This is a genomic window from Pseudomonas sp. FP603 (assembly GCF_030687415.1).
In the GTDB taxonomy this organism is placed as follows: Bacteria; Pseudomonadota; Gammaproteobacteria; order Pseudomonadales; family Pseudomonadaceae; genus Aquipseudomonas; species Aquipseudomonas wuhanensis.
The window spans coordinates 1,942,782-1,962,152 of sequence record NZ_CP117431.1 but is presented as its reverse complement, the minus strand read 5'-3'; the positions used below and the strand labels follow the sequence as shown (position 1 = coordinate 1,962,152).

At 58.2% G+C, this 19,371-nt stretch carries 15 protein-coding genes and 1 pseudogene; 10 read left to right on the top strand and 6 right to left on the bottom strand.

What is annotated here, in order from left to right; genetic code table 11:
• Positions 1–39 precede the first annotated feature (39 nt).
• Positions 40–1,752, top strand: coding sequence for a monovalent cation:proton antiporter-2 (CPA2) family protein (locus tag PSH65_RS09010; RefSeq protein WP_305425881.1), 1,713 nt, complete (start codon positions 40–42; stop codon positions 1,750–1,752).
• A gap of 1 nt (position 1,753) precedes the next feature.
• Here the strand turns inward: PSH65_RS09010 and PSH65_RS09005 are convergent, their stop codons facing one another.
• Positions 1,754–2,962: an ammonium transporter gene (locus PSH65_RS09005; RefSeq protein WP_305425879.1), complete on the bottom strand. Its 1,209-nt coding sequence runs from the start codon at positions 2,960–2,962 to the stop codon at positions 1,754–1,756.
• Between the two features lie 305 nt (positions 2,963–3,267).
• On the opposite strand from PSH65_RS09005, the gene PSH65_RS09000 reads away from it, so the two are divergent.
• From PSH65_RS09000 to PSH65_RS08965, 8 genes and pseudogenes are all read left to right on the top strand, one after another.
• The gene (locus PSH65_RS09000) at positions 3,268–3,582 is read left to right on the top strand and encodes a YqjD family protein (protein WP_008009371.1); all 315 of its coding nucleotides are present in this window, start codon (positions 3,268–3,270) and stop codon (positions 3,580–3,582) included.
• A 1-nt stretch (position 3,583) separates the two neighbouring features.
• Complete coding sequence (locus PSH65_RS08995; RefSeq protein WP_007895049.1) at positions 3,584–3,973, top strand: phage holin family protein; 390 nt, start codon at positions 3,584–3,586, stop codon at positions 3,971–3,973.
• Positions 3,970–4,306, top strand: a pseudogene (locus tag PSH65_RS08990) (hypothetical protein). The gene PSH65_RS08995 and the pseudogene PSH65_RS08990 overlap by 4 nt, the downstream one beginning before the upstream one ends.
• Positions 4,307–4,446: 140 nt before the next feature.
• On the top strand, positions 4,447–5,778 hold the full coding sequence (locus tag PSH65_RS08985; RefSeq protein ID WP_305425878.1) for a deoxyguanosinetriphosphate triphosphohydrolase: 1,332 nt from the start codon (positions 4,447–4,449) through the stop codon (positions 5,776–5,778).
• A 169-nt stretch (positions 5,779–5,947) separates the two neighbouring features.
• The gene (locus tag PSH65_RS08980) at positions 5,948–6,352 is read left to right on the top strand and encodes a response regulator (RefSeq protein ID WP_305425876.1); all 405 of its coding nucleotides are present in this window, start codon (positions 5,948–5,950) and stop codon (positions 6,350–6,352) included.
• A gap of 256 nt (positions 6,353–6,608) precedes the next feature.
• On the top strand, positions 6,609–7,235 hold the full coding sequence (locus tag PSH65_RS08975; protein ID WP_305425875.1) for a response regulator transcription factor: 627 nt from the start codon (positions 6,609–6,611) through the stop codon (positions 7,233–7,235).
• Positions 7,236–7,243: 8 nt separating this feature from the next.
• Entirely contained in the window at positions 7,244–10,888 is a 3,645-nt protein-coding gene (locus tag PSH65_RS08970; RefSeq protein WP_305425874.1) for a transporter substrate-binding domain-containing protein, read from the top strand.
• A 49-nt stretch (positions 10,889–10,937) separates the two neighbouring features.
• Positions 10,938–13,883 (top strand): HD domain-containing phosphohydrolase, encoded by a 2,946-nt coding sequence (locus PSH65_RS08965; RefSeq protein ID WP_305425873.1) that lies wholly within the window; start codon positions 10,938–10,940, stop codon positions 13,881–13,883.
• Here the strand turns inward: PSH65_RS08965 and PSH65_RS08960 are convergent, their stop codons facing one another.
• Positions 13,884–14,366: a GAF domain-containing protein gene (locus PSH65_RS08960; RefSeq protein ID WP_007940023.1), complete on the bottom strand. Its 483-nt coding sequence runs from the start codon at positions 14,364–14,366 to the stop codon at positions 13,884–13,886.
• Positions 14,363–15,253 carry an ATP-binding protein gene (locus tag PSH65_RS08955; RefSeq protein ID WP_305425872.1) on the bottom strand — a complete coding sequence of 297 codons (891 nt, stop codon included), beginning with the start codon at positions 15,251–15,253 and terminating at the stop codon, positions 14,363–14,365. Before PSH65_RS08955 ends, PSH65_RS08960 begins: the two co-directional genes overlap by 4 nt.
• Before the next feature lie 154 nt (positions 15,254–15,407).
• On the opposite strand from PSH65_RS08955, the gene PSH65_RS08950 reads away from it, so the two are divergent.
• Complete coding sequence (locus tag PSH65_RS08950; protein WP_305426960.1) at positions 15,408–17,729, top strand: response regulator; 2,322 nt, start codon at positions 15,408–15,410, stop codon at positions 17,727–17,729.
• Here PSH65_RS08950 and PSH65_RS08945 read toward each other — a convergent pair.
• From PSH65_RS08945 to msrB, 3 genes are all read right to left on the bottom strand, one after another.
• Complete coding sequence (locus tag PSH65_RS08945; protein ID WP_007895038.1) at positions 17,713–18,174, bottom strand: MarR family winged helix-turn-helix transcriptional regulator; 462 nt, start codon at positions 18,172–18,174, stop codon at positions 17,713–17,715. The genes PSH65_RS08950 and PSH65_RS08945 overlap by 17 nt on opposite strands.
• Positions 18,171–18,656: a glutathione peroxidase gene (locus PSH65_RS08940; RefSeq protein ID WP_008009392.1), complete on the bottom strand. Its 486-nt coding sequence runs from the start codon at positions 18,654–18,656 to the stop codon at positions 18,171–18,173. Before PSH65_RS08940 ends, PSH65_RS08945 begins: the two co-directional genes overlap by 4 nt.
• 200 nt (positions 18,657–18,856) lie before the next feature.
• The gene (msrB, locus tag PSH65_RS08935) at positions 18,857–19,252 is read right to left on the bottom strand and encodes a peptide-methionine (R)-S-oxide reductase MsrB (RefSeq protein ID WP_305425871.1); all 396 of its coding nucleotides are present in this window, start codon (positions 19,250–19,252) and stop codon (positions 18,857–18,859) included.
• Between the last annotated feature and the right edge of the window lie 119 nt (positions 19,253–19,371).

Genomic DNA, 19,371 nt, shown 5'->3' with positions numbered 1-19,371 from the left:
TCTACGCTTGAGTAGCCAGAACCCTCACCGGAGTTTTTTGTGTTCGCCAATCTGTTGATCATCTTCACCTCCTCTCTGGTGGTGATTGCACTGTTCCAGCGCCTGCGCTTGCCACCGGTGCTGGGCTACCTGTGCGTAGGGCTGATGATCGGGCCGACCGCGTTCAACTGGGTGAATGAAAGCGAAGAGTTGCCCGACCTTGCCGAGTTGGGCGTGGTGTTCTTGCTGTTCTCCCTCGGGCTCGAGTTTTCCCTGTCGAAAATGTTTGCACTGCGCCAAGTGGTATTTGGCCTGGGCAGCCTGCAAGTGCTGCTTTGCGGGATAGTGCTGGGGGGGTTGCTGATGCTGTTTGGCATGCCAACCATACCTGCACTGTTACTCGGTACCGGTTTGGCGCTGTCGTCCACCGCCATTGTCAGCAAGGAGTTGGGCAGCCTCGGTGAGCTTTTCAGCCGCCACGGCCAGAATGCCATCGCCGTGTTGTTGTTCCAGGACGTGGTCGCGGTGTTGCTGCTGACCCTGGTGCCGGTGTTCGCCGGCAGCAGCGATCAGGCCTGGTATTGGGCGCTGCCATTGACGCTGGGCAAGACCATGGTGCTATTCGTCTGTCTGCTGCTGGTCAGTCGCTGGTTTCTGCCACGGCTGTTCCATGAAGTCGCCGCGTCCCGCTCCGCAGAGCTGTTCGTGCTATTGGCGCTGGTGATCGTTTTGCTGACGGCCTGGCTGACTCACTTGCTTGGCCTCTCCCCAGCCCTGGGCGCCTTTCTCGCCGGCATGCTGCTAGGCGAAAGCCACTACCGACATCAGATCGAGGCGGACATCCGTCCGTTCCGCGACATTCTGCTTGGGGTGTTCTTCGTCAGCATCGGCATGCTGATCGACTTACGGCTGTTTGCCAGCCACGGCCTGCTGATTCTCGGCCTGACGCTGGGATTGCTGCTGATCAAAGGCACCGTGGTCGCGCTGCTGGTCAAATGGCGCGGCAGCGATGTCGAAACCGCCTGGCGCAGCGGCCTGGCATTGGCTCAAGGGGGCGAATTCTGCTTTGCCCTGATGGCGCAGATGCAGCAGAGCAAACTGATGCCCGCCGACTTCGGTGGCCTGCTGCTGGCCGCCACGTTCTGCTCGATGCTGATGACGCCTTTACTGCTGCGCGCCGCGCCCCACATCGCCACGCGCCTGCACCACAAGCCCAACGAAGAAGCCGAACTCGAAGAAATCAGTGCGCTCAACGCGGGCTTGCACAATCACGTAGTGATTTGTGGCTACGGTCGCGTAGGTCAGTCCATCGGGCGGGTTTTGCGTAATGTAGATCAACCTTACATTGCGCTGGATACCGACCCGGTGCGGGTTCAGGAAGCAGCCGTCAATGAACGCTGTGTTCATTACGGCGACTCACGTCGCGGCGAGCTGCTGGTCGCGATAGGGCTGGAACGCGCCAGACTGCTGGTGGTCGCCGTGGACAAGACGGACATCGCACTATTGATACTCAAGGAAGCACGCCGCTTCAACCCGAGTGTGTCGATCCTGGTGCGCACACGGGACGACAGTCAGTTGGCCGAGTTGAAGGCGGCTGGCGCCAGCGAAGTCGTACCCGAGTTGCTGGAGTCGAGCCTGATGCTTGCCTCACACGCGCTGATCATGCTGGGCATACCCGGCCAGCAGGTGCGAGACCGGGTCGACCAGGTACGGCGTGACCGTTATCGCCTGCTGCACGGTTTTTACCCCGGTGCTGACGATGAGGAACAGTGATTCAATCTTGACTCACGGCACCGATCTTGTGCACCGACAAGTCCGCGCCGTAATACTCCTCTTCCTGGCTCAGGCGCAGACCAAACAACGCATTGATCACGCCATACACCGCAAAACCGCCGGCCAGCGCCACAATCACCCCCAGAGAAGTGCCGATCAACTGGCTGACCAGGCTCACGCCCCCCAAACCACCCAAGGCGGCTTGACCAAAGATGCCGCAAGCGATTCCGCCCCAGACACCGCACAGTCCATGCAGAGGCCAGACGCCCAGCACATCATCGATATGCCATTTGCCTTGAGCCGCGGTAAAGCACCAGACAAACAGAGCCCCGGCGATGGCACCGGTCACCAATGCGCCCACCGGATGCATCAAGTCCGAACCGGCGCAGATCGCCACCAACCCGGCCAATGGGCCGTTATGCAGGAAGCCCGGGTCATTGCGCCCGACGATCAACGCTGACACGGTACCGCCGACCATAGCCATCAGCGAGTTCACCGCCACCAGCCCGCTGACCCCTTGCAGGGTCTGGGCGCTCATCACGTTGAAACCGAACCAGCCGACGATCAAAATCCACGAACCCAACGCGAGAAAGGGAATGCTCGACGGTGCGAATGCCACCAGTCGTCCGTCGCGATAACGACCTTGCCTTGGGCCGAGCAACAACACCGCCGCGAGTGCCAGCCAGCCGCCCATGGCATGAACCACCACGGAGCCTGCGAAGTCATGGAAGCTGGCGCCAAAACGTTCCAGCAACCAGGCTTGCAGACCAAAGTTGCCATTCCAGATCATGCCTTCGAAGAAGGGATAGATGAACGCCACGATCAGCGCCGTCGCACACAACTGCGGGACGAACCGGGCGCGCTCGGCGATGCCACCGGAAATGATTGCCGGTATTGCCGCAGCAAAGGTCAGCAGAAAGAAAAATTTCACCAGCCCATAGCCATGGTCGGCAGTAATCACCGCCGCCGGTTGCATGAAAGTGACCCCATAAGAAATCCAATAGCCTATAAAGAAGTAGGCCAGGGTCGAAATGGCGAAGTCGCTGAGGATCTTCGACAAGGCATTGACCTGGTTCTTTTGTCGAACCGTACCCACCTCGAGAAAGGCGAAACCGGCGTGCATGGCCAGGACCATGACCGCACCGATAAGGATGAACAACGTATTGGAGCTATGGACCAGACTGTCCACAGCACTTTGCAGATTTTCCATGGATTGGCAGACCTGAAGGCTGAAAAAAGCACCAAAGCAGTTCGCGCAGATGGCTTACGCACCAAGTTGCAGCTCACCCAGACCGCAGCGCTGATCTGGATGAACCGGTTTGGCGCACAAAACCGCTGCCTCTGCGCGAGTTTTGATTATTTGAGTTAAGGTTTTCCTGAAATCATGCCCGGCAACAGCGCAATGGCGCAGGCTGACGCACCACGACACAGCAAAAGTTGTACCAGTCATTTGTACTGAACCTTCACGCAAGGCTCATACTCGAACGCTTCAGAAGCCACTTACGGAGATCACCAATGGCACGCACCACAGCAAAGACTGCTCAAGAAGTTCTGATGGAAGATTTTCAGACGCTGGTCACCGACACTGAAAGGTTGCTGGAACACACCAAATCCCTGGCTGGCGATCAAGCCGATGAGTTGCGCCAGCAGATCCATGACAGTCTGCTGCGCGCGCGGGAAACCCTGAGATTGACCGAAGACTCTGTGCGCGAGCGCGGCAAAGCGGCTGTCACTGCCACGGAAGATTACGTCCAGGCCAACCCATGGCAATCGGTCGGAATCGCGGCTGGCGTGGGTTTCCTGATTGGCCTGCTAGCCACTCGGCGCTGATATGGCGATCGGCGAATCCGGCCCGTCCGCGACGGGCACCGGCTCATCACCGCGGCGCCTCGGTGCCGCGTTTCTTGGACTGCTGCACAGTCATGTCGAACTGTTCGGCATTGAATTGCAGGAACAAAAAGCACGCACCGTAAGCCTGTTACTGTTTGCCGGCCTGACGCTGGTCTTTGCCTTGTTATTGCTGGTGGGCTTGTCGACGCTGGTGTTGATCCTGTTTTGGGACACCTATCGCCTGGCAGCAATCATCGGGCTTTGTGTGTTCTATACCCTCGCGGCGTTGTTCTGTGCGATGCGCTTGAGAGCAGCGATTTTCGATGAGTCCTCGCCCTTCCACGGCACCCTGGAAGAGTTGGCCAATGATCGGGAGCGTCTGTTGCCATGAACATGCCTGAACTTCCCCGCAACAGCTCGCGCACAGAAATGCGCAAGGCGCTGATTCGCCTGCGCATGGAAATGCATCGCCAGGAAATTCGCCACGAATCCCAACACCTGCTGCACCCCCCTGCAACGGGTGCGTGGCATGACGCAAAACCTGCAAGACGGCCTCGGTATCAAACACGCCCCGCTCTGGGGCATCGCGGCCGTGATCGGGTTGGGCTTTCTGACCGGTAAGGGTGCCAAGGGTGGCGGTATCGGCAACCTGACTCTGGCTCGCTTGGGCGTCACGCTGGGGCCACTGATCAAGCTGATCATGCAGAACTCGCGCAAACACTAATCGGTCCCACCACAAGGATTAACCTCTTTATCGAGAGGTTAATCCGCTCGATATCGATGCCGCGGGGCTGTAGTTCTTCTTGCACGGACCGACGCGAACCGGGAAGCTAGGGAATCAGTCACCTGACGGAGAAACCAGCCTTGGATTGGCAAACCCTGCTTACCCGCGAACGCCTCGGAAAGCCTGTGCACAGCCCGGAAGAACTCGGCCGCAGCCCTTTCCATAAAGACCACGACCGCATCATTTTTTCGGGCGCGTTTCGCCGTCTCGGGCGCAAGACCCAGGTCCATCCGGTCTCCAGCAACGATCACATCCACACGCGCCTGACCCACTCGCTGGAAGTCAGTTGCGTTGGTCGTTCGCTGGGCATGCGCGTAGGTGAAACCATCCGTAGCGCCCTGCCCGACTGGTGCGAACCAAGCGACCTGGGAATGGTAGTGCAATCGGCTTGCCTGGCCCATGACATCGGTAATCCGCCCTTCGGTCATTCCGGTGAAGACGCGATCCGCCACTGGTTCCAGCAGGCCGCAGGCCGTGGCTGGCTGGATGCGATGAGCGAAGCCGAACGCAATGACTTCCTCAATTTCGAAGGCAATGCCCAAGGTTTCCGGGTGCTTACCCAGCTTGAATACCACCAGTTCGAAGGGGGAACCCGGCTGACCTACGCCACTCTGGGCACCTACCTGAAATACCCATGGACTGCTCGACACGCCGACTCACTGGGCTACAAGAAGCACAAGTTCGGCTGCTATCAGAGCGAACTGCCGCTGTTGGAGCAAATCGCTCATAAACTCGGCCTGCCCCAGCTGGACGAACAGCGCTGGGCGCGCCATCCACTGGTGTATCTGATGGAGGCCGCCGACGACATCTGCTATGCGCTGATCGATCTGGAAGATGGCCTGGAGATGGAACTGCTGGAATACACCGAAGTCGAGTCCCTGCTGCTGAACCTGGTGGGCGATGACCTCCCGCAAACCTATCGCCAACTCGGTCCGCAGGATTCGCGTCGGCGCAAACTGGCGATCCTGCGGGGCAAAGCCATCGAACACCTGACCAACGCAGCAGCCCGAGCGTTCGTCGAGCAACAGGATGCGCTGCTGGCCGGCACGTTGCCTGGCGACCTGGTGGAACACATGCACGGCCCCGCCAAACGCTGCGTCTTGAATGCCAAGGACATGGCGCGCAAAAAAATCTTCCAGGACAAGCGCAAGACGCTCCATGAAATCGGCGCCTACACCACCCTGGAAATTCTGCTCAACGCCTTTTGCGGCGCGGCACTGGAGCAGCACAACGGCCGTACGCCATCCTTCAAGAGCCGTCGCATACTCGACCTGTTGGGCAACAATGCGCCCGATCCTCATGGCCCATTACACACCTCCTTCTTGCGCATGATTGATTTCATCGCCGGCATGACCGACAGCTATGCCAGTGAAATGGCGCTGGAAATGACCGGTCGTTCAAGCCACGGATAAAAGCGCCTCGATCAGCCGTGTCAGACGCCTGAACGGCTGATCGAGCCTCTCGACATTCATCTGTATTTCAACGTCGACAGAATCGCCCTACACCTTGTGCAGAGCTGACTGATCGATTGTTCGGCCGTCTCGCGAAATAATCGCACTCCCCCTGCTCGACAGATGGCGCATGAAAACTCCTATGTTCAAACATGATTGGCGCATTTTGCTGGTGGAAGATCATCCCTTTCAGCTACGGGCGACTCAATACCTGCTCGAGAGTTATGGCTTCACCCAACTGACCGCCACTGACAGTGCCAAAGGCGCCTTGCAACAAATGCTCAAGGCTGCGCAACCATTCGATATCCTTCTGTGCGACCAATGCCTGCCCGACCTTCCAGGCCTCGATTTGATCGAATACGCCAGTCACCGGGGGATGATCAGACAGGCAATACTTCTGAGCAGCCTGACATCCGTCGAACTGGACGAACTTAAAGTAATGGCCTACGAGCATGGACTGCCCTTGCTCGGTTACTTGATCAAGCCATTGAAACAATCAGACTTCAGAAATTTGTTGACCTTGGCCTCACCATAAAAATGAAAAAAACCAAACACACTAAAATCATGACCAAAACATAGATTCACACCTCTAACTCAGCGCTTTCAACCTCTTGACTATCCCCACCGAACTTTTGCCCTTCCTCATGCAAAACCTAGTTGATACGTAGTCCTGTTCTTCTTCGGTTGTAGGACTTTTCCTATAATGCCACTACAGCCACATCAGTTCATGCGCCCCCTCAACTATCTGAGCTAAGGTGCGCGCTTTATTTGTGCACGTATGGGATTTGATTATGAACTCCGTTTTTATTGTCGACGATCACCCTGTTATCCGCCTTGCCGTTCGAATGCTGCTGGAACATGAAGGTTACAAAGTCGTCGGCGAAACTGATAATGGGGTCGATGCAATGCAGATGGTTCGCGAATGCATGCCTGACCTGATCATCCTCGACATCAGCATTCCCAAACTGGATGGGCTGGAAGTTCTCTCCCGTTTCAACGCCATGAGCACACCCTTAAAAACACTGGTATTAACTGCACAGTGCCCGACACTTTTCGGTATTCGCTGCATGCAATCCGGTGCATCGGGATATGTCTGCAAACAAGAAGACCTCAGTGAACTGATGAGTGCGATCAAAGCGGTCTTATCAGGTTACAACTATTTCCCCAGTCAAGCCTTGAACCCTGTTCGTCGTGACGATGAGCGCTGGGCCGACCTGGAATTATTTAAATCCGTTAATGATCGAGAGCTGATGGTATTACAACTTTTCGCTCAGGGTCGCACCAACAAAGAAATCGCCAGAGGCATGTTTCTCAGCAACAAAACAGTCAGCACTTATAAAAAACGACTCATGCAAAAACTCAAAGCCAAATCCCTGGTTGAACTCATCGATATGGCAAAACGTAACGCATTAGTGTGAGAAACAGGATGCCCAGTCGTTTCAAGGATTGCCTAATACTCATGGCCGCGGGTTTATGCCTGAGCACCTCAGTACTCGCGGCTCAGACAGCCAGCGAGCACTACACTCTGCTCAGTCGCTCGACGGCCGGGCACATGGAAGTCCAACTGGATGCCTCACAACGACAATGGGTTAAAGACAAACGTGAATTGATCCTGGGTACATCGGCCCCGGATTATCCTCCTTTCGACCTGACCCTCAGCGGCCATGACTATGAAGGTTTCACCGCCGATTACGCAGGCATCCTCGGCAAGGCCATAGGGTTACCGGTCAAGATTCAGCGCTTCGCCTCCCGGGGGAGCGCGATCGAGGCGCTGGAAAAAGGCCAGGTCGACATGCTTGGCACCGCCAATGGGTTCGAGGCCGACAATGCCGACATTGCCCTATCCACGCCTTATGCGGTGGATCAACCCGTGCTGGTGACACGAGAAGGAGAAACCAGATCGCTGACCGATGGACTTGCCGGCATGCGGCTGAGCATGGTGTATCACTATCTGCCTCTGGACGAGGTCAGGGCGCTGTATCCGAAGGCAATCATCACCTCCTATCCGTCCTACCAGAATGCGATCAATGCGGTTGCCTTCGACCAGGCCGACGTTTTTCTCGGCGACACCATTTCAACCCACTACATGATCAACAAGGGGTATCTGAACAACATCCGCATGGCCAACTTCGGTAAACACGAAGCCCATGGTTTCAGCTTTGCCGTGCAAAAGGGCAACCCGAATCTGCTCACGATCATCAACGCGGTACTCAAGGCCATCCCCACCAGCGAGCGAGAAAACATCGCCAAACGCTGGAGTGCCGGCAGCGACATTCTTCTTACCGATCACAAACTGCAACTCAGCCACCGCGAAGAACGCTGGCTGGCACAACATCCGGTCGTGCGCGTCGTGGTCAATGAAGCGTTTGCGCCGCTGACGTTTTTTGACAGCGACGGCAACTTTCGAGGCGTCACGGCTGATCTGCTCGAGCTGATCAGATTGCGCACCGGTTTGCGTTTCGAAATCCAGCGCAGCCGCAGCGATGACGAGATGATCGAGCAGATCGCTAACCATCAGGCCGACCTGATCGCTGCCCTGCTCCCCAGCGTCCAACGTGAAACGATGTTGAACTTCAGCCGCCCCTATCTGGAAAATTCCTTTGTACTGCTGACGCGCAAAGCGGCCGACAGCCCGACAAACCTCACGCAACTGCAGGACAAACGCCTGGCCATCGCCAAAGGCAATCCACTGGTGGACTACCTGCGCAGCGAGTTTCCGCGGATCAATCTGGTTGAAACCCCGGACACGTTCAGTGCCGTGGAGTTGCTCGCCGAGGGCCAGGCAGAAGGTGCAGTGAACTCTCTGGTGATCGCCAACTACTTCATCTCATCGCGGATCTTCGAACAGACACTTCAGATCACCACCACCATTGGCACCCGACAGGCAGCGTTTTCCCTGGCGACCGGACGCGACGCCAAAGAACTGAATGCCATCCTCGACAAGGCACTGCTGAGCATCGCACCGGAAGAGCTGGGGATCATCAACAACCGCTGGCGTGGTTATTCAGCGGTCACGCAAAGTACCTGGCGTAACTATCACCGAGTGTTCTATCAGATCGTTATCAGCGCCGGCGTGTTGCTGCTGATATCCGTTGCCTGGAACGCCTACATGAGACGCCAGATAAAACAGCGGCAGGCGGCCGAGCGCGCATTGAACGATCAACTGGAGTTCATGCGATCGCTGGTCAATGGCACACCTCATCCCATTTACGTGCGTGATCGCCAGGGATTGCTGCAAAGCTGCAACGACAGTTACCTGGCAACCTTCTGCGCGAAACGCGAAGACATCATCGGTAAAGGTGTCATGCAAGGCAGCCTCGGAAACGCCTTCGAAGCACGGGAATATCAGGCGGACTACCAGCGCGTCATGACCGAGGGAACACCGCTGATTCTCGACCGTCCGTTGCACATCGACGACCGCAAGCTGACGATCTATCACTGGATTCTCCCCTATCGAGACTCGAGTGGTGACGTACAAGGCATCATTGGCGGCTGGATCGACATCAGCGAACGCCGGCAACTGTTCGATGAACTGCGGGCCGCAAAAGAGCAGGCCGATGCTGCCAACCGAGCTAAAAGCACCTTCCTGGCGACCATGAGCCATGAGATTCGCACGCCCATGAATGCCATCATCGGCATGCTCGAACTGACACTCAAACGTATCGATCACAGTCATCCGGATCGACCCGCCATCGACGTCGCGTACCACTCGGCGAAAGACCTGCTGGAACTGATCGGGGATATCCTCGATATTGCGCGCATCGAATCCGGACGTCTGAGCCTGAGCCCGGAGCGCGTCAATCTGGCCGAAACCGTAGCGTCGGTGATGCGGATCTTCGAGGGGTTGGCCCGACAGAAAAATCTCGGACTGCAACTGCAATTCAGTCCTGCCAAACCGGCGACCGATGTCGTGTTGGACCCGATGCGTTTCAAGCAGGTGCTGTCCAATCTGATCAGCAATGCCATCAAGTTCACCCAACAGGGCCAGGTCAGGATCAACGTCGAGTTGCAGCCGACCGACGCGCCCGACCGGGTCCAGTTGCAGTTGCGGGTTGAAGACAGTGGCGCAGGGATCAGCGAGGAGGATCAACAGCGGTTGTTCGAGCCTTTCGTCCAGGCCGATAACTCCGGCCAGTCAGCCAGAGGCGGTGCGGGGCTGGGCCTGGTAATCAGTCGCAATCTGTGTGAAATGATGGGCGGCAACCTGCAATTGAACAGTCAGCCGGGAGTCGGCACCCAAGTCAGGGTTTCGCTGAACCTGGCCACCCTGCCGACGGAACGAATGCCGGAACCTGTCGAGCCGCAAATTCACCCGAGCACTGCCCCCTTGAACGTACTGGTGGTCGATGATCACCCGGCCAATCGCTTGCTGATGTGCCAACAACTGGAGTTTCTGGGGCATCGGTTCAACGTCGCAGCGGATGGCGAGGCGGGGTTCGAGGCATGGAAAAGTCAGCCATTCGACCTGGTGATTGCCGATTGCAACATGCCGATCATGAATGGATATGAGCTGGTCCGTGCCATTCGCCAACATGAACAGCACCTGCAGCGCCCTCCCTGTACCGTTCTGGGCTTCACCGCCAACGCGCAGCCTGAGGAAAGACAACGCTGCAAACTGGCCGGGATGGACGATTGCCTGTTCAAACCCCTCAGCCTGACGGCCTTGAGCCAATGGGTCGAAGGCATCACGCCGTCGGTCCGCGAGCCGGCCTTCAGTCTGGAAGGGTTGCACCTGTTGACCGGTGGCAACCCGACACTGAACCAGCGATTGTTGACCGAACTGCTGAACAGCAATCGCCTGGACTGCAAAGCGCTGCTGGCGTTATCCGGGTCAAAGGACCGGCAGTCACTCCTCGACATTGCCCACAAAATCAAGGGCGCGGCCCGAATCGTCCAGGCATCGCGACTGATCGACAGCTGCGAGGCGCTCGAACAGGCCTGCAATAACAGATTCCACCACAATGAAGTGGCCGATTGTAGCAAGTCCATGGAGCGCGCCATGCTCGAACTGGAGCAGGCATTGCAACAACAGATGGCACGCCATGACAAAAGCAAAATGAAGGAGCATTAACTATGCTTGAAGGCTGAGCAGTGAGTTAATCATCATGGAGAAAGCTGCAATGCCCAGCCCACTGCGCCCGGATCAACGCCAGTTCCCTCTGCACATCCATATCAGCGTGATGTTCACCTTCCTGTTGCTACTGGCCGGGGTGGTACTGGGCATTTTCAACTATCAGCAAACCACCCAGATCATTCTTTCCAGCAGCGAAAAGCTCTTCAACCGCATCGAGCAGGATGTCCGTCTGGACCTGCATCGCACCTATCAGCCGATTCGTCATCTGCTGAGCCTGCTGGCGGACAATCCGGCGACCCAGGCGCCCGACCTTGAGCAGCGCCTGGCGTTGCTCAAGCCCTTCAGCCAATCACTCAAGGACAACCCCGACCTGGCCTCGCTGTACCTGGGCTACAGCAATGGCGACTTCTTCATGGTTCGTCCTTTGCGCACCGGCGCCTTGAAAACGCTGGTCAAGGCACCGGAGACGGCGGCGTTTCAGGTATGGAGCATCGAGCACCCAGGCAGCGGTCAGATCCGCTCCCAATCATTGTTTTTCGATCAGAACCTGGCCCTCATCAGCCGTCAGGACAACCCCGACGAAACCTACGATCCCCGTGCCCGCGCCTGGTTCTCCAGCGCCCGCGGCGACCATGATCAGATCACCACCGAGCCCTACCTTTTTTTCTCCACCCACAACGTCGGCACCACTCTGGCCCGGCGCAGTGGCGAGCATGCGGTGATGGGGGCCGACCTTACGCTGGCTGAACTGTCGGCGACCCTGGCCGACCATGTGGTGACCCCCAGTACCGAAATTGTGCTGTTCGATGCCGAGGGTAATGCCATCGCTTACCCAGATAGCAGCAAACTGATCGTCGACGACCAGTCGGCCCGGCTGATCAAAGCCGCAGACCTGAGCCCCACCCTCGCAGCCCTGCTCACCAGCCCCCACAAGGTCAAACGCCTGAACGCCGCAGGCCGCCAATGGATCGTGGCGCGCAGCAGCATCCAGGAGGGTGGCCCGCAGGGGCTGCAATTGGCGCTACTGGTGCCGGAGGACGAATTGCTCGTGGATGCCTACCGTATGCGCTGGCAAGGCGCATTGATTACCCTGGCGACGCTGCTGTTGTGCCTGCCGATGGGTTGGCTGACCTCGAGAATCCTGGTCAAACCCTTGCGCGCCCTGGTGCAGGAAGCCGATGCGATTCGCAGTTTCGATTTCAATTTTCCGGCCTCCCGTCGCTCGCCGGTGCTTGAAGTCGACCAACTGAGCGTGTCGATGGCACGCATGAAAGACACCCTGGCGAGTTTTTTCCGGATCACCGACAGCCTGAGCGCCGAGACCCGTTTCGCCCCCTTGCTGCAACGGGTGTTGTTTGAAACCGTGAAGATCGGCCAGGCCCAGGCCGGCCTGCTCTACCTGCGGGAAAGTGATGACGATCGCGTGGAGCCTCATGCGCTGGTCATCAATGGCAGCTCACAGGCATTGCCGTCATTCGCCATTCAAGGACACACACCTCAGGGTCCGCAGAGCCCTCAATGGATGCAGACATTGTCGAACGCCAACAATGTCGTCACCAGCCTGGGTTTCGAAGAAGCGGGGGATTTGCAGAAGGTTTTGCTAGCATTGGAGTACCCACGGGTTCATCTGATCGGTATCCGGCTGCACAATCGTCATAACGAAACCGTCGGGCTGCTGGTGCTGTTGCTGGCCGACAGCGGCACGCAGGATGACCTGGAAAAACTTCGCCCGGATCGCATCGCATTTCTTCAGGCGGTTTCCGGTGCCGCCGCCGTGAGTATCGAAAGTCAGCGCCTGCAAGCCAAACAGAAACAGTTGCTGGACTCTTTTATTCAACTACTGGCTGGCGCGATCGATGCCAAGAGTCCCTACACCGGTGGTCATTGCCAGCGGGTGCCGGAACTGACGCTGATGCTGGCGCAGGCGGCCGCAGCCAGTCAGGACCCGGCCTTCAGCAGCTATCAGCCCACCGACGATGAGTGGGAAGCCCTGCACATCGCTGCCTGGCTGCATGATTGCGGCAAGGTCACCACCCCTGAATACGTGGTCGACAAAGCCACCAAGCTTGAGACCTTGAACGACCGCATCCACGAAATCCGTACCCGTTTCGAAGTGCTCAAGCGTGATGCCTGGATCAACTATTGGCAGGCCATCGCCCTGGGAGGTGACGAGCAGCATCTGGCGCAATTGCGCAATGCGAACCTGGCGGCGCTGGATGATGATTTCGCGTTCATCGCCCGCTGCAACCTCGGCAGCGAGGCTATGGCCGAGGCCGATCTGCAACGCCTGAACACCATCGCCCAACGCACCTGGACTCGAACCCTGGATGATCGACTTGGGGTTTCGTGGGAAGAGAACCGTCGCCAGGCCCGGACCCCAACGCCGACCCTGCCAGTCAGCGAGCCGCTGCTGGCGGATAAACCCGAACACTTGCTCGAACGCGCCGACAGCGAACTGATCCCGGCCGACAATCCCTGGGGGTTCAAGCTCGACGTACCTCGCTACAAGTACAACCGGGGCGAGCTCTACAACCTGAGCATCACCCGAGGCACACTGACCCGCGAGGAGCGATACATCATCAATCATCACATGGTGCAGACGATTCTGATGCTCAGTCACCTGCCTTTCCCCGGCCACCTCAGTAACATCGCGGAGATCGCCGGCGGCCACCACGAAAAAATGGACGGCACCGGTTATCCCAAACGGTTGAAGCGCGAAGACATGAGTTTGCCAGCGCGGATGATGGCGATTGCCGATATTTTCGAAGCGCTGACCGCCGCCGATCGCCCCTACAAGAAAGCCAAGTCCTTGAGCGAAGCGCTGGGCATCATGGCCACTATGTGCCGTGACGCCCACATTGACGCTGAGTTGTTCGGGCTGTTCATCAATGACGAAGTCTATTTGCAGTACGCCAACCGTTTTCTCGACCCACGACAGATTGATGCGGTCGACCCGTCAAGCCTGCTGATCAAGGCCGGCTTGATGGCCTGATCAGCAGTCGGTCAGACGCAGGAAAATCGCCGCCAGTTGCTCGATACCTGCCTGATCGTCCGCAGTAAAACGCGCGAGTTTCGGGCTGTCGAGGTCGAGCACACCGATCAGTCGACCGTCCTTGACCAGCGGTACCACCAGCTCGCTGTTCGAGGCACTGTCGCACGCGATGTGCCCGGGGAACGCATGTACGTCTTCAACCCGTTGAGTCTGCAAGGTGGCCGCCGCCGCTCCGCACACACCGCGACCGAATGGAATCCGTACACAGGCGATCTGCCCCTGAAACGGGCCAAGCACCAGTTCTTCGTTGCGATTAAGGTAGAAACCGGCCCAGTTCAGGTCATCGAGCTGATTGAACAGAAACGCCGAAAATTGTGCGGCGTTGGCGATAAAATCACGCTCGTCTGCCAGCAATGATTCCAGCTGTGCCCATAGCATGCCGTAGCCCTCCAGGCCCTGGCCGCTCTTTTGTAAATCGATCATGCCTTGTGCTCCAACAGCTTCAGCCCGACCCAATAGCGGGCAAATTGATACGCGCAACGTCCGTTGCGATTGCCCCGGCCCGTGGCCCAGCGCACTGCGAGGATGTCCAGTTCTTCGTCACGCTGCCACTCAAGGCCGGCCTTGTCGGCCAATTGGCCGATCCAGTGTTCGACGACGTTGAGGAAATGCTCCTGAGTAAACGGATAGAACGACAGCCACAGACCAAAACGGTCCGACAGCGCGATCTTGTCTTCCACCGCCTCACTGGGATGGAGTTCGCCATCGACCCTTTTCCAGTTTTCGTTATCGCTTTCCTTTTCCGGCACCAGATGGCGACGGTTCGAGGTGGCGTACAGCAGAACGTTGTCTGGCGCCTGTTCGAGCGAACCATCGAGCACGCTCTTGAGCACGCGGTAATCGCCCTCGCCCGACTCGAACGACAGGTCATCGCAGAACAGTACAAAGCGCTGAGGCAACTTGGCGATCTGCTCGACCACGCGCGGCAAGTCAGCCAAATGATCGCGCTCGATCTCAATCAGTCGCAGGCCGCTCTTGGCGTGTTCCGACAGCAAGGCGCGCACCAGCGACGATTTACCGGTGCCACGCGAACCCCAGAGCAAAGCGTGGTTGGCCGGCATGCCGTCGAGAAACTGCCGGGTGTTGCGGCCCAGTTGCTCCAGTTGCCGGTCAACACCGATCAAGTCGGACAAACGCGTGTCCAGGCTCACTTGCAGCGGCAACAGAAAACCGCTGCGCCCCTCGCGCTGCCAGCGTGCGGCCAGGCAGTGCGTCCAGTCGATGGCTTGCCGAGGCGCGGGAAGCAACGGCTCGATACGAGCCAGAACGGCATCGGCGCGTTCAAGAAAAGCATTCAATCGGGAATCCACGTCTTCTCCTCGGGCTCATTCACGGTAATGATGGCGATACAGCGACGAAACACAGCGTCTACACCCCCTCCAGGTGTTTTGCGAGAACATCGGTATCCATTGATGATCGACTATGCTTGAGCAGCGAAGGGAAACGGAAGTGGTTCAACATCCCATGGACATCAAGTTCAGCCACCGGCTGTCGTACAAACAAGCCAGGATTACGGTACTGGCTGGCTTCATTCTGGGCACGCTGCTCAGCCTGCTGCAAATAGGCATCGATTATGCCAGCGAAGACGCCTCCATCAACCGTGAAATACTGTCGTTGCTGGAAATCAGCCATAACCCCGCATCCCGCATCGCCTACAACATCGATGCTGAACTCGCTCAGGAACTGGCCCTGGGTCTGTTGCGCTCCCCGGCAATCATCGGCGCGCAATTGACCGACAACAACAGTACCGTGCTGGCCAGCGTCAAACGTCCGGGCCTGGAAAACAATGACCGGATGATCAGCGACTTCCTGTTCGGCGCCAACCGGCAGTTCGAAGACCGTCTTTATCTCGACCACTTGCCGGACGAATCCCTCGGGACCTTGCGCCTGGAAGTCGATACCTACACCTTCGGCAGTCGTTTCCTGCGCCGGGCCGAAGTGACCCTGCTCAACGGCTTCGCGCGCAGCCTGATTCTCACGGGCATTCTGCTGGCGCTGTTTTACGTGATGCTGACCAAACCGCTGGTGCGGGTTATCCGCGAACTCAGTGGTCGTGATCCGCGCAGCGCGGAACCGACACTGCTGGAGTGTCCGACGGGGCATGAAAACGATGAAATCGGGGTCTTGGTCGAGGTCGCCAATCAGCAGTTTGAAAACATCGCCACCGAAATCCAGCAACGGCGCAACGCCGAGAACCGCCTGACCGATTACCTCTCGCAACTGGAAAACATCGTCTCGGCCCGCACCGCGGAGCTCAAGGCGATCAATACCCGCCTCAGCCAATCCAACGAGGAACTGGAAGTCGCCCGCAGCACAGCCCTGGACATGGCCGAAGCACGCTCGGTGTTCCTGGCCAACATGAGTCATGAAATCCGCACGCCCCTCAACGGTTTGCTGGGGATGATCGCGCTCTCGCTGGACGGCCCGCTCAATGCCGAGCAGCAGCAACAGCTGTCCATCGCCCATGACTCGGGCAAAGTGCTGGTGGAACTGCTCAACGATATTCTCGACCTGTCGAAGTTCGATGCCGGCCAGCTCGAACTCGAACACATTCCATTCGACCTTGGTTCGCTGATCGAAGACACCGCCAACCTGCTGTCCCAGAACGCCGCGCCGAGTGTCGAGCTGGCATGCCTGATTGACCCGCAATTTCCCGCACTGGTGCTCGGTGATCCGACCCGGGTCCGGCAGATCGTCAGCAACTTGTTGTCCAACGCCCTCAAATTCACTCGTTTCGGACGGGTCGATGTGCGTCTTTCAACGTTCGAAGACGGTGTGCGAATCGAAGTCTGCGACACTGGCATCGGCATCGCCCAGGACGCGCAGGTCAAGATCTTCCAGCCGTTCACCCAGGCCGGTGCCGGCATTACCCGGCAATTCGGCGGGACCGGGTTGGGCCTGGCGCTGACGTATAGCCTCTGCGAAGCCATGCAGGGGCGTCTGACGATCAGCTCGGAAGCGGGCTTCGGCAGTCAGTTTTGCGCCGACCTGCCCCTGCCCTGCCATACCCGGGCCATTTCCCCGGCAGCACTGCGGGGCAACATCGTCGCGATTACCGCCGCCAGCAGCGGTCTGGCGGAGCTATTGAGCAGTCTGCTGCCTGGATGGGGGCTCAACTATCAGCAGCGTTCCATCGATGACCGATTGATCGGCCTGCAGCCGGATGTGCTGATCACCGACTGCCCCGAATGCCTGTTTGGCCTGCGTCCCACCTTCACCGCGCCGATTCTGCTGGTGACCGCTTACGGCAGTTTCCTGCCCAGCGAGCAAGTCAACGCCCTCGCGCCCTTGCAGCAACAGGCGCGGCCTCTGGCGCGCAATGCGCTTTACCAGGCGTTGCGGCGGATCCTGCAGCCGGAACTCACCACGATCAACGGTGCCCGGATCGAAGCCATCTCACCCCAGCGACGCGGACGCATCCTGCTGGTGGAGGACAATCCGGTCAATCAGTTGGTGGCCAAGGGAATGCTCGGAAAACTCGGTTGCGAGGTGAGCGTCGCGGCCCACGGCGGCGAAGCGCTGGATCAGCTTGAGCAGAGCGAATTCGATCTGGTGCTGATGGATTGCAACATGCCGGTGATGGATGGCTATGAAGCCAGTCGGCAGATTCGTCGCAGCGGGCGCTGGCCACAGTTGCCCATCGTCGCCCTGACCGCCAACGCCATGTCCGAAGAACGCGAGCGCTGCCGTGCGGCGGGCATGAGTGACTACCTGGCCAAACCTTTCCGCCGGGAAGAACTGGCCGCCCTGCTCGACTTGTGGATACCCACTACGACAGCGCTTTGATTTGCCCCAACAAGTGATCGAGGCCATCGCGCAGATCATTCAGGCGATCCAGATCGACGCCGCTATCGCACAACAGCCGGGCCTTGAGCGGCCCGACCTGATCGCGCAAGGCTTTGCCGGCGGGCGACAGGCTCAAGTGCACCTCACGCTCATCGCGCGCCGAACGCTGACGCTGCACCAGCTGCAGTTGCTCAAGGCGCTTGAGCAGCGGCGTCAGGGTCCCGGAATCCAGTGCCAGACGCTCACCCAAGGCCTTGACCGTCGGCTGCTCCGGCGCCGTCTCCTGCCATTCCCACAACACCAGCATCGCCAGGTATTGCGGGTAAGTCAGGCCCAACTGATCGAGCATCGGCTTGTAGGCACGGATCACCGCCCGAGAAGCGGCGTACAGCTTGAAGCAGAGCTGACTGTCGAGCTTCAGCGAATCAACTGACAACGTGTTCATTTGAGCAGGGCTTCGATCTCGCGGCTCAGGTCCTGCGGCTTGGTCGCTGGAGCAAAGCGCTTGACCAGTTGGCCGTCCTTGCCGATCAGGAACTTGGTGAAGTTCCACTTGATACCTTGGGAACCCAGCACGCCCGGGGCGCGCTTTTTCAGCTGCACGAACAGTGGATGGGCGTCGGCACCATTCACTTCGATCTTCTTGAACAGCGGGAAACTCACCCCGTAATTCAACTCGCAGAACTCGGAAATCGCCCCCTCGTTGCCCGGCTCTTGCTTGCCGAACTGATTGCAGGGAAAGCCGAGCACCACCAGGCCTTGATCCTTGTAGGTCTGCCACAGCTCTTCGAGGCCTTTGTACTGTGGGGTGAACCCGCATTTGCTGGCGGTGTTGACCACCAGCACCGCTTTGCCGGCGAAATCGGCCAGGGTCTTTTGCTCGCCCTTGATGGTGGTACAAGGGATGCTCAGCAGGTTGTCGCTCATGGCACGAACTCCGAATGAAGGAAGATCAAACATAGCGAGCAATTGAATTGTGTGCAATTTAATAAATCAATAGCCCCCACACACGCCTCCCCTTGGAGCCGCCGAAGGCTGCGATCTTTTGACTTTGTTTTAAAAGACAAGATCAAAAGATCGCTGCCTTCGGCAGCTCCCCCAGAAATTACATGCGCGGCATCAGGAAATTATTCGCGGGGAACGAGGTCCAGGCACACCGAATTGATGCAGTAACGCAAGCCAGTCGGCGGCGGACCGTCCGGGAACACATGCCCCAGGTGCGCATCGCACTTGGCGCAGACCACTTCGGTGCGGATCATGCCGTGGCTGACATCACGGATCTCGACCATCGCGCTGCCGTCGATCGGCGCGTAGAAGCTTGGCCAGCCACAGCCGGAATCGAATTTGGTTTTGGAGTCGAACAGCGGTGCGTTGCAGCAGATGCAATGGTAGACACCGTCGGTTTTGGTGCCGTTGTATTTGCCGGAGAATGGCCGCTCGGTGCCTTTGAGGCGGCACACGTTGTACTGCTCCGGATCGAGCATTTCACGCCATTCTTCCAGGGTTTTTTGCAACTTTTCCATCGTTACACCTCAGCAGCTGAAAAAGCCCGATCTGTACCTTTTCCACGGATCAGGCGGCACGTATGATTGCGCCTCGTCAAACGCCAGTCTGGCAGCCAGACCACGCGCATTCAAACGGA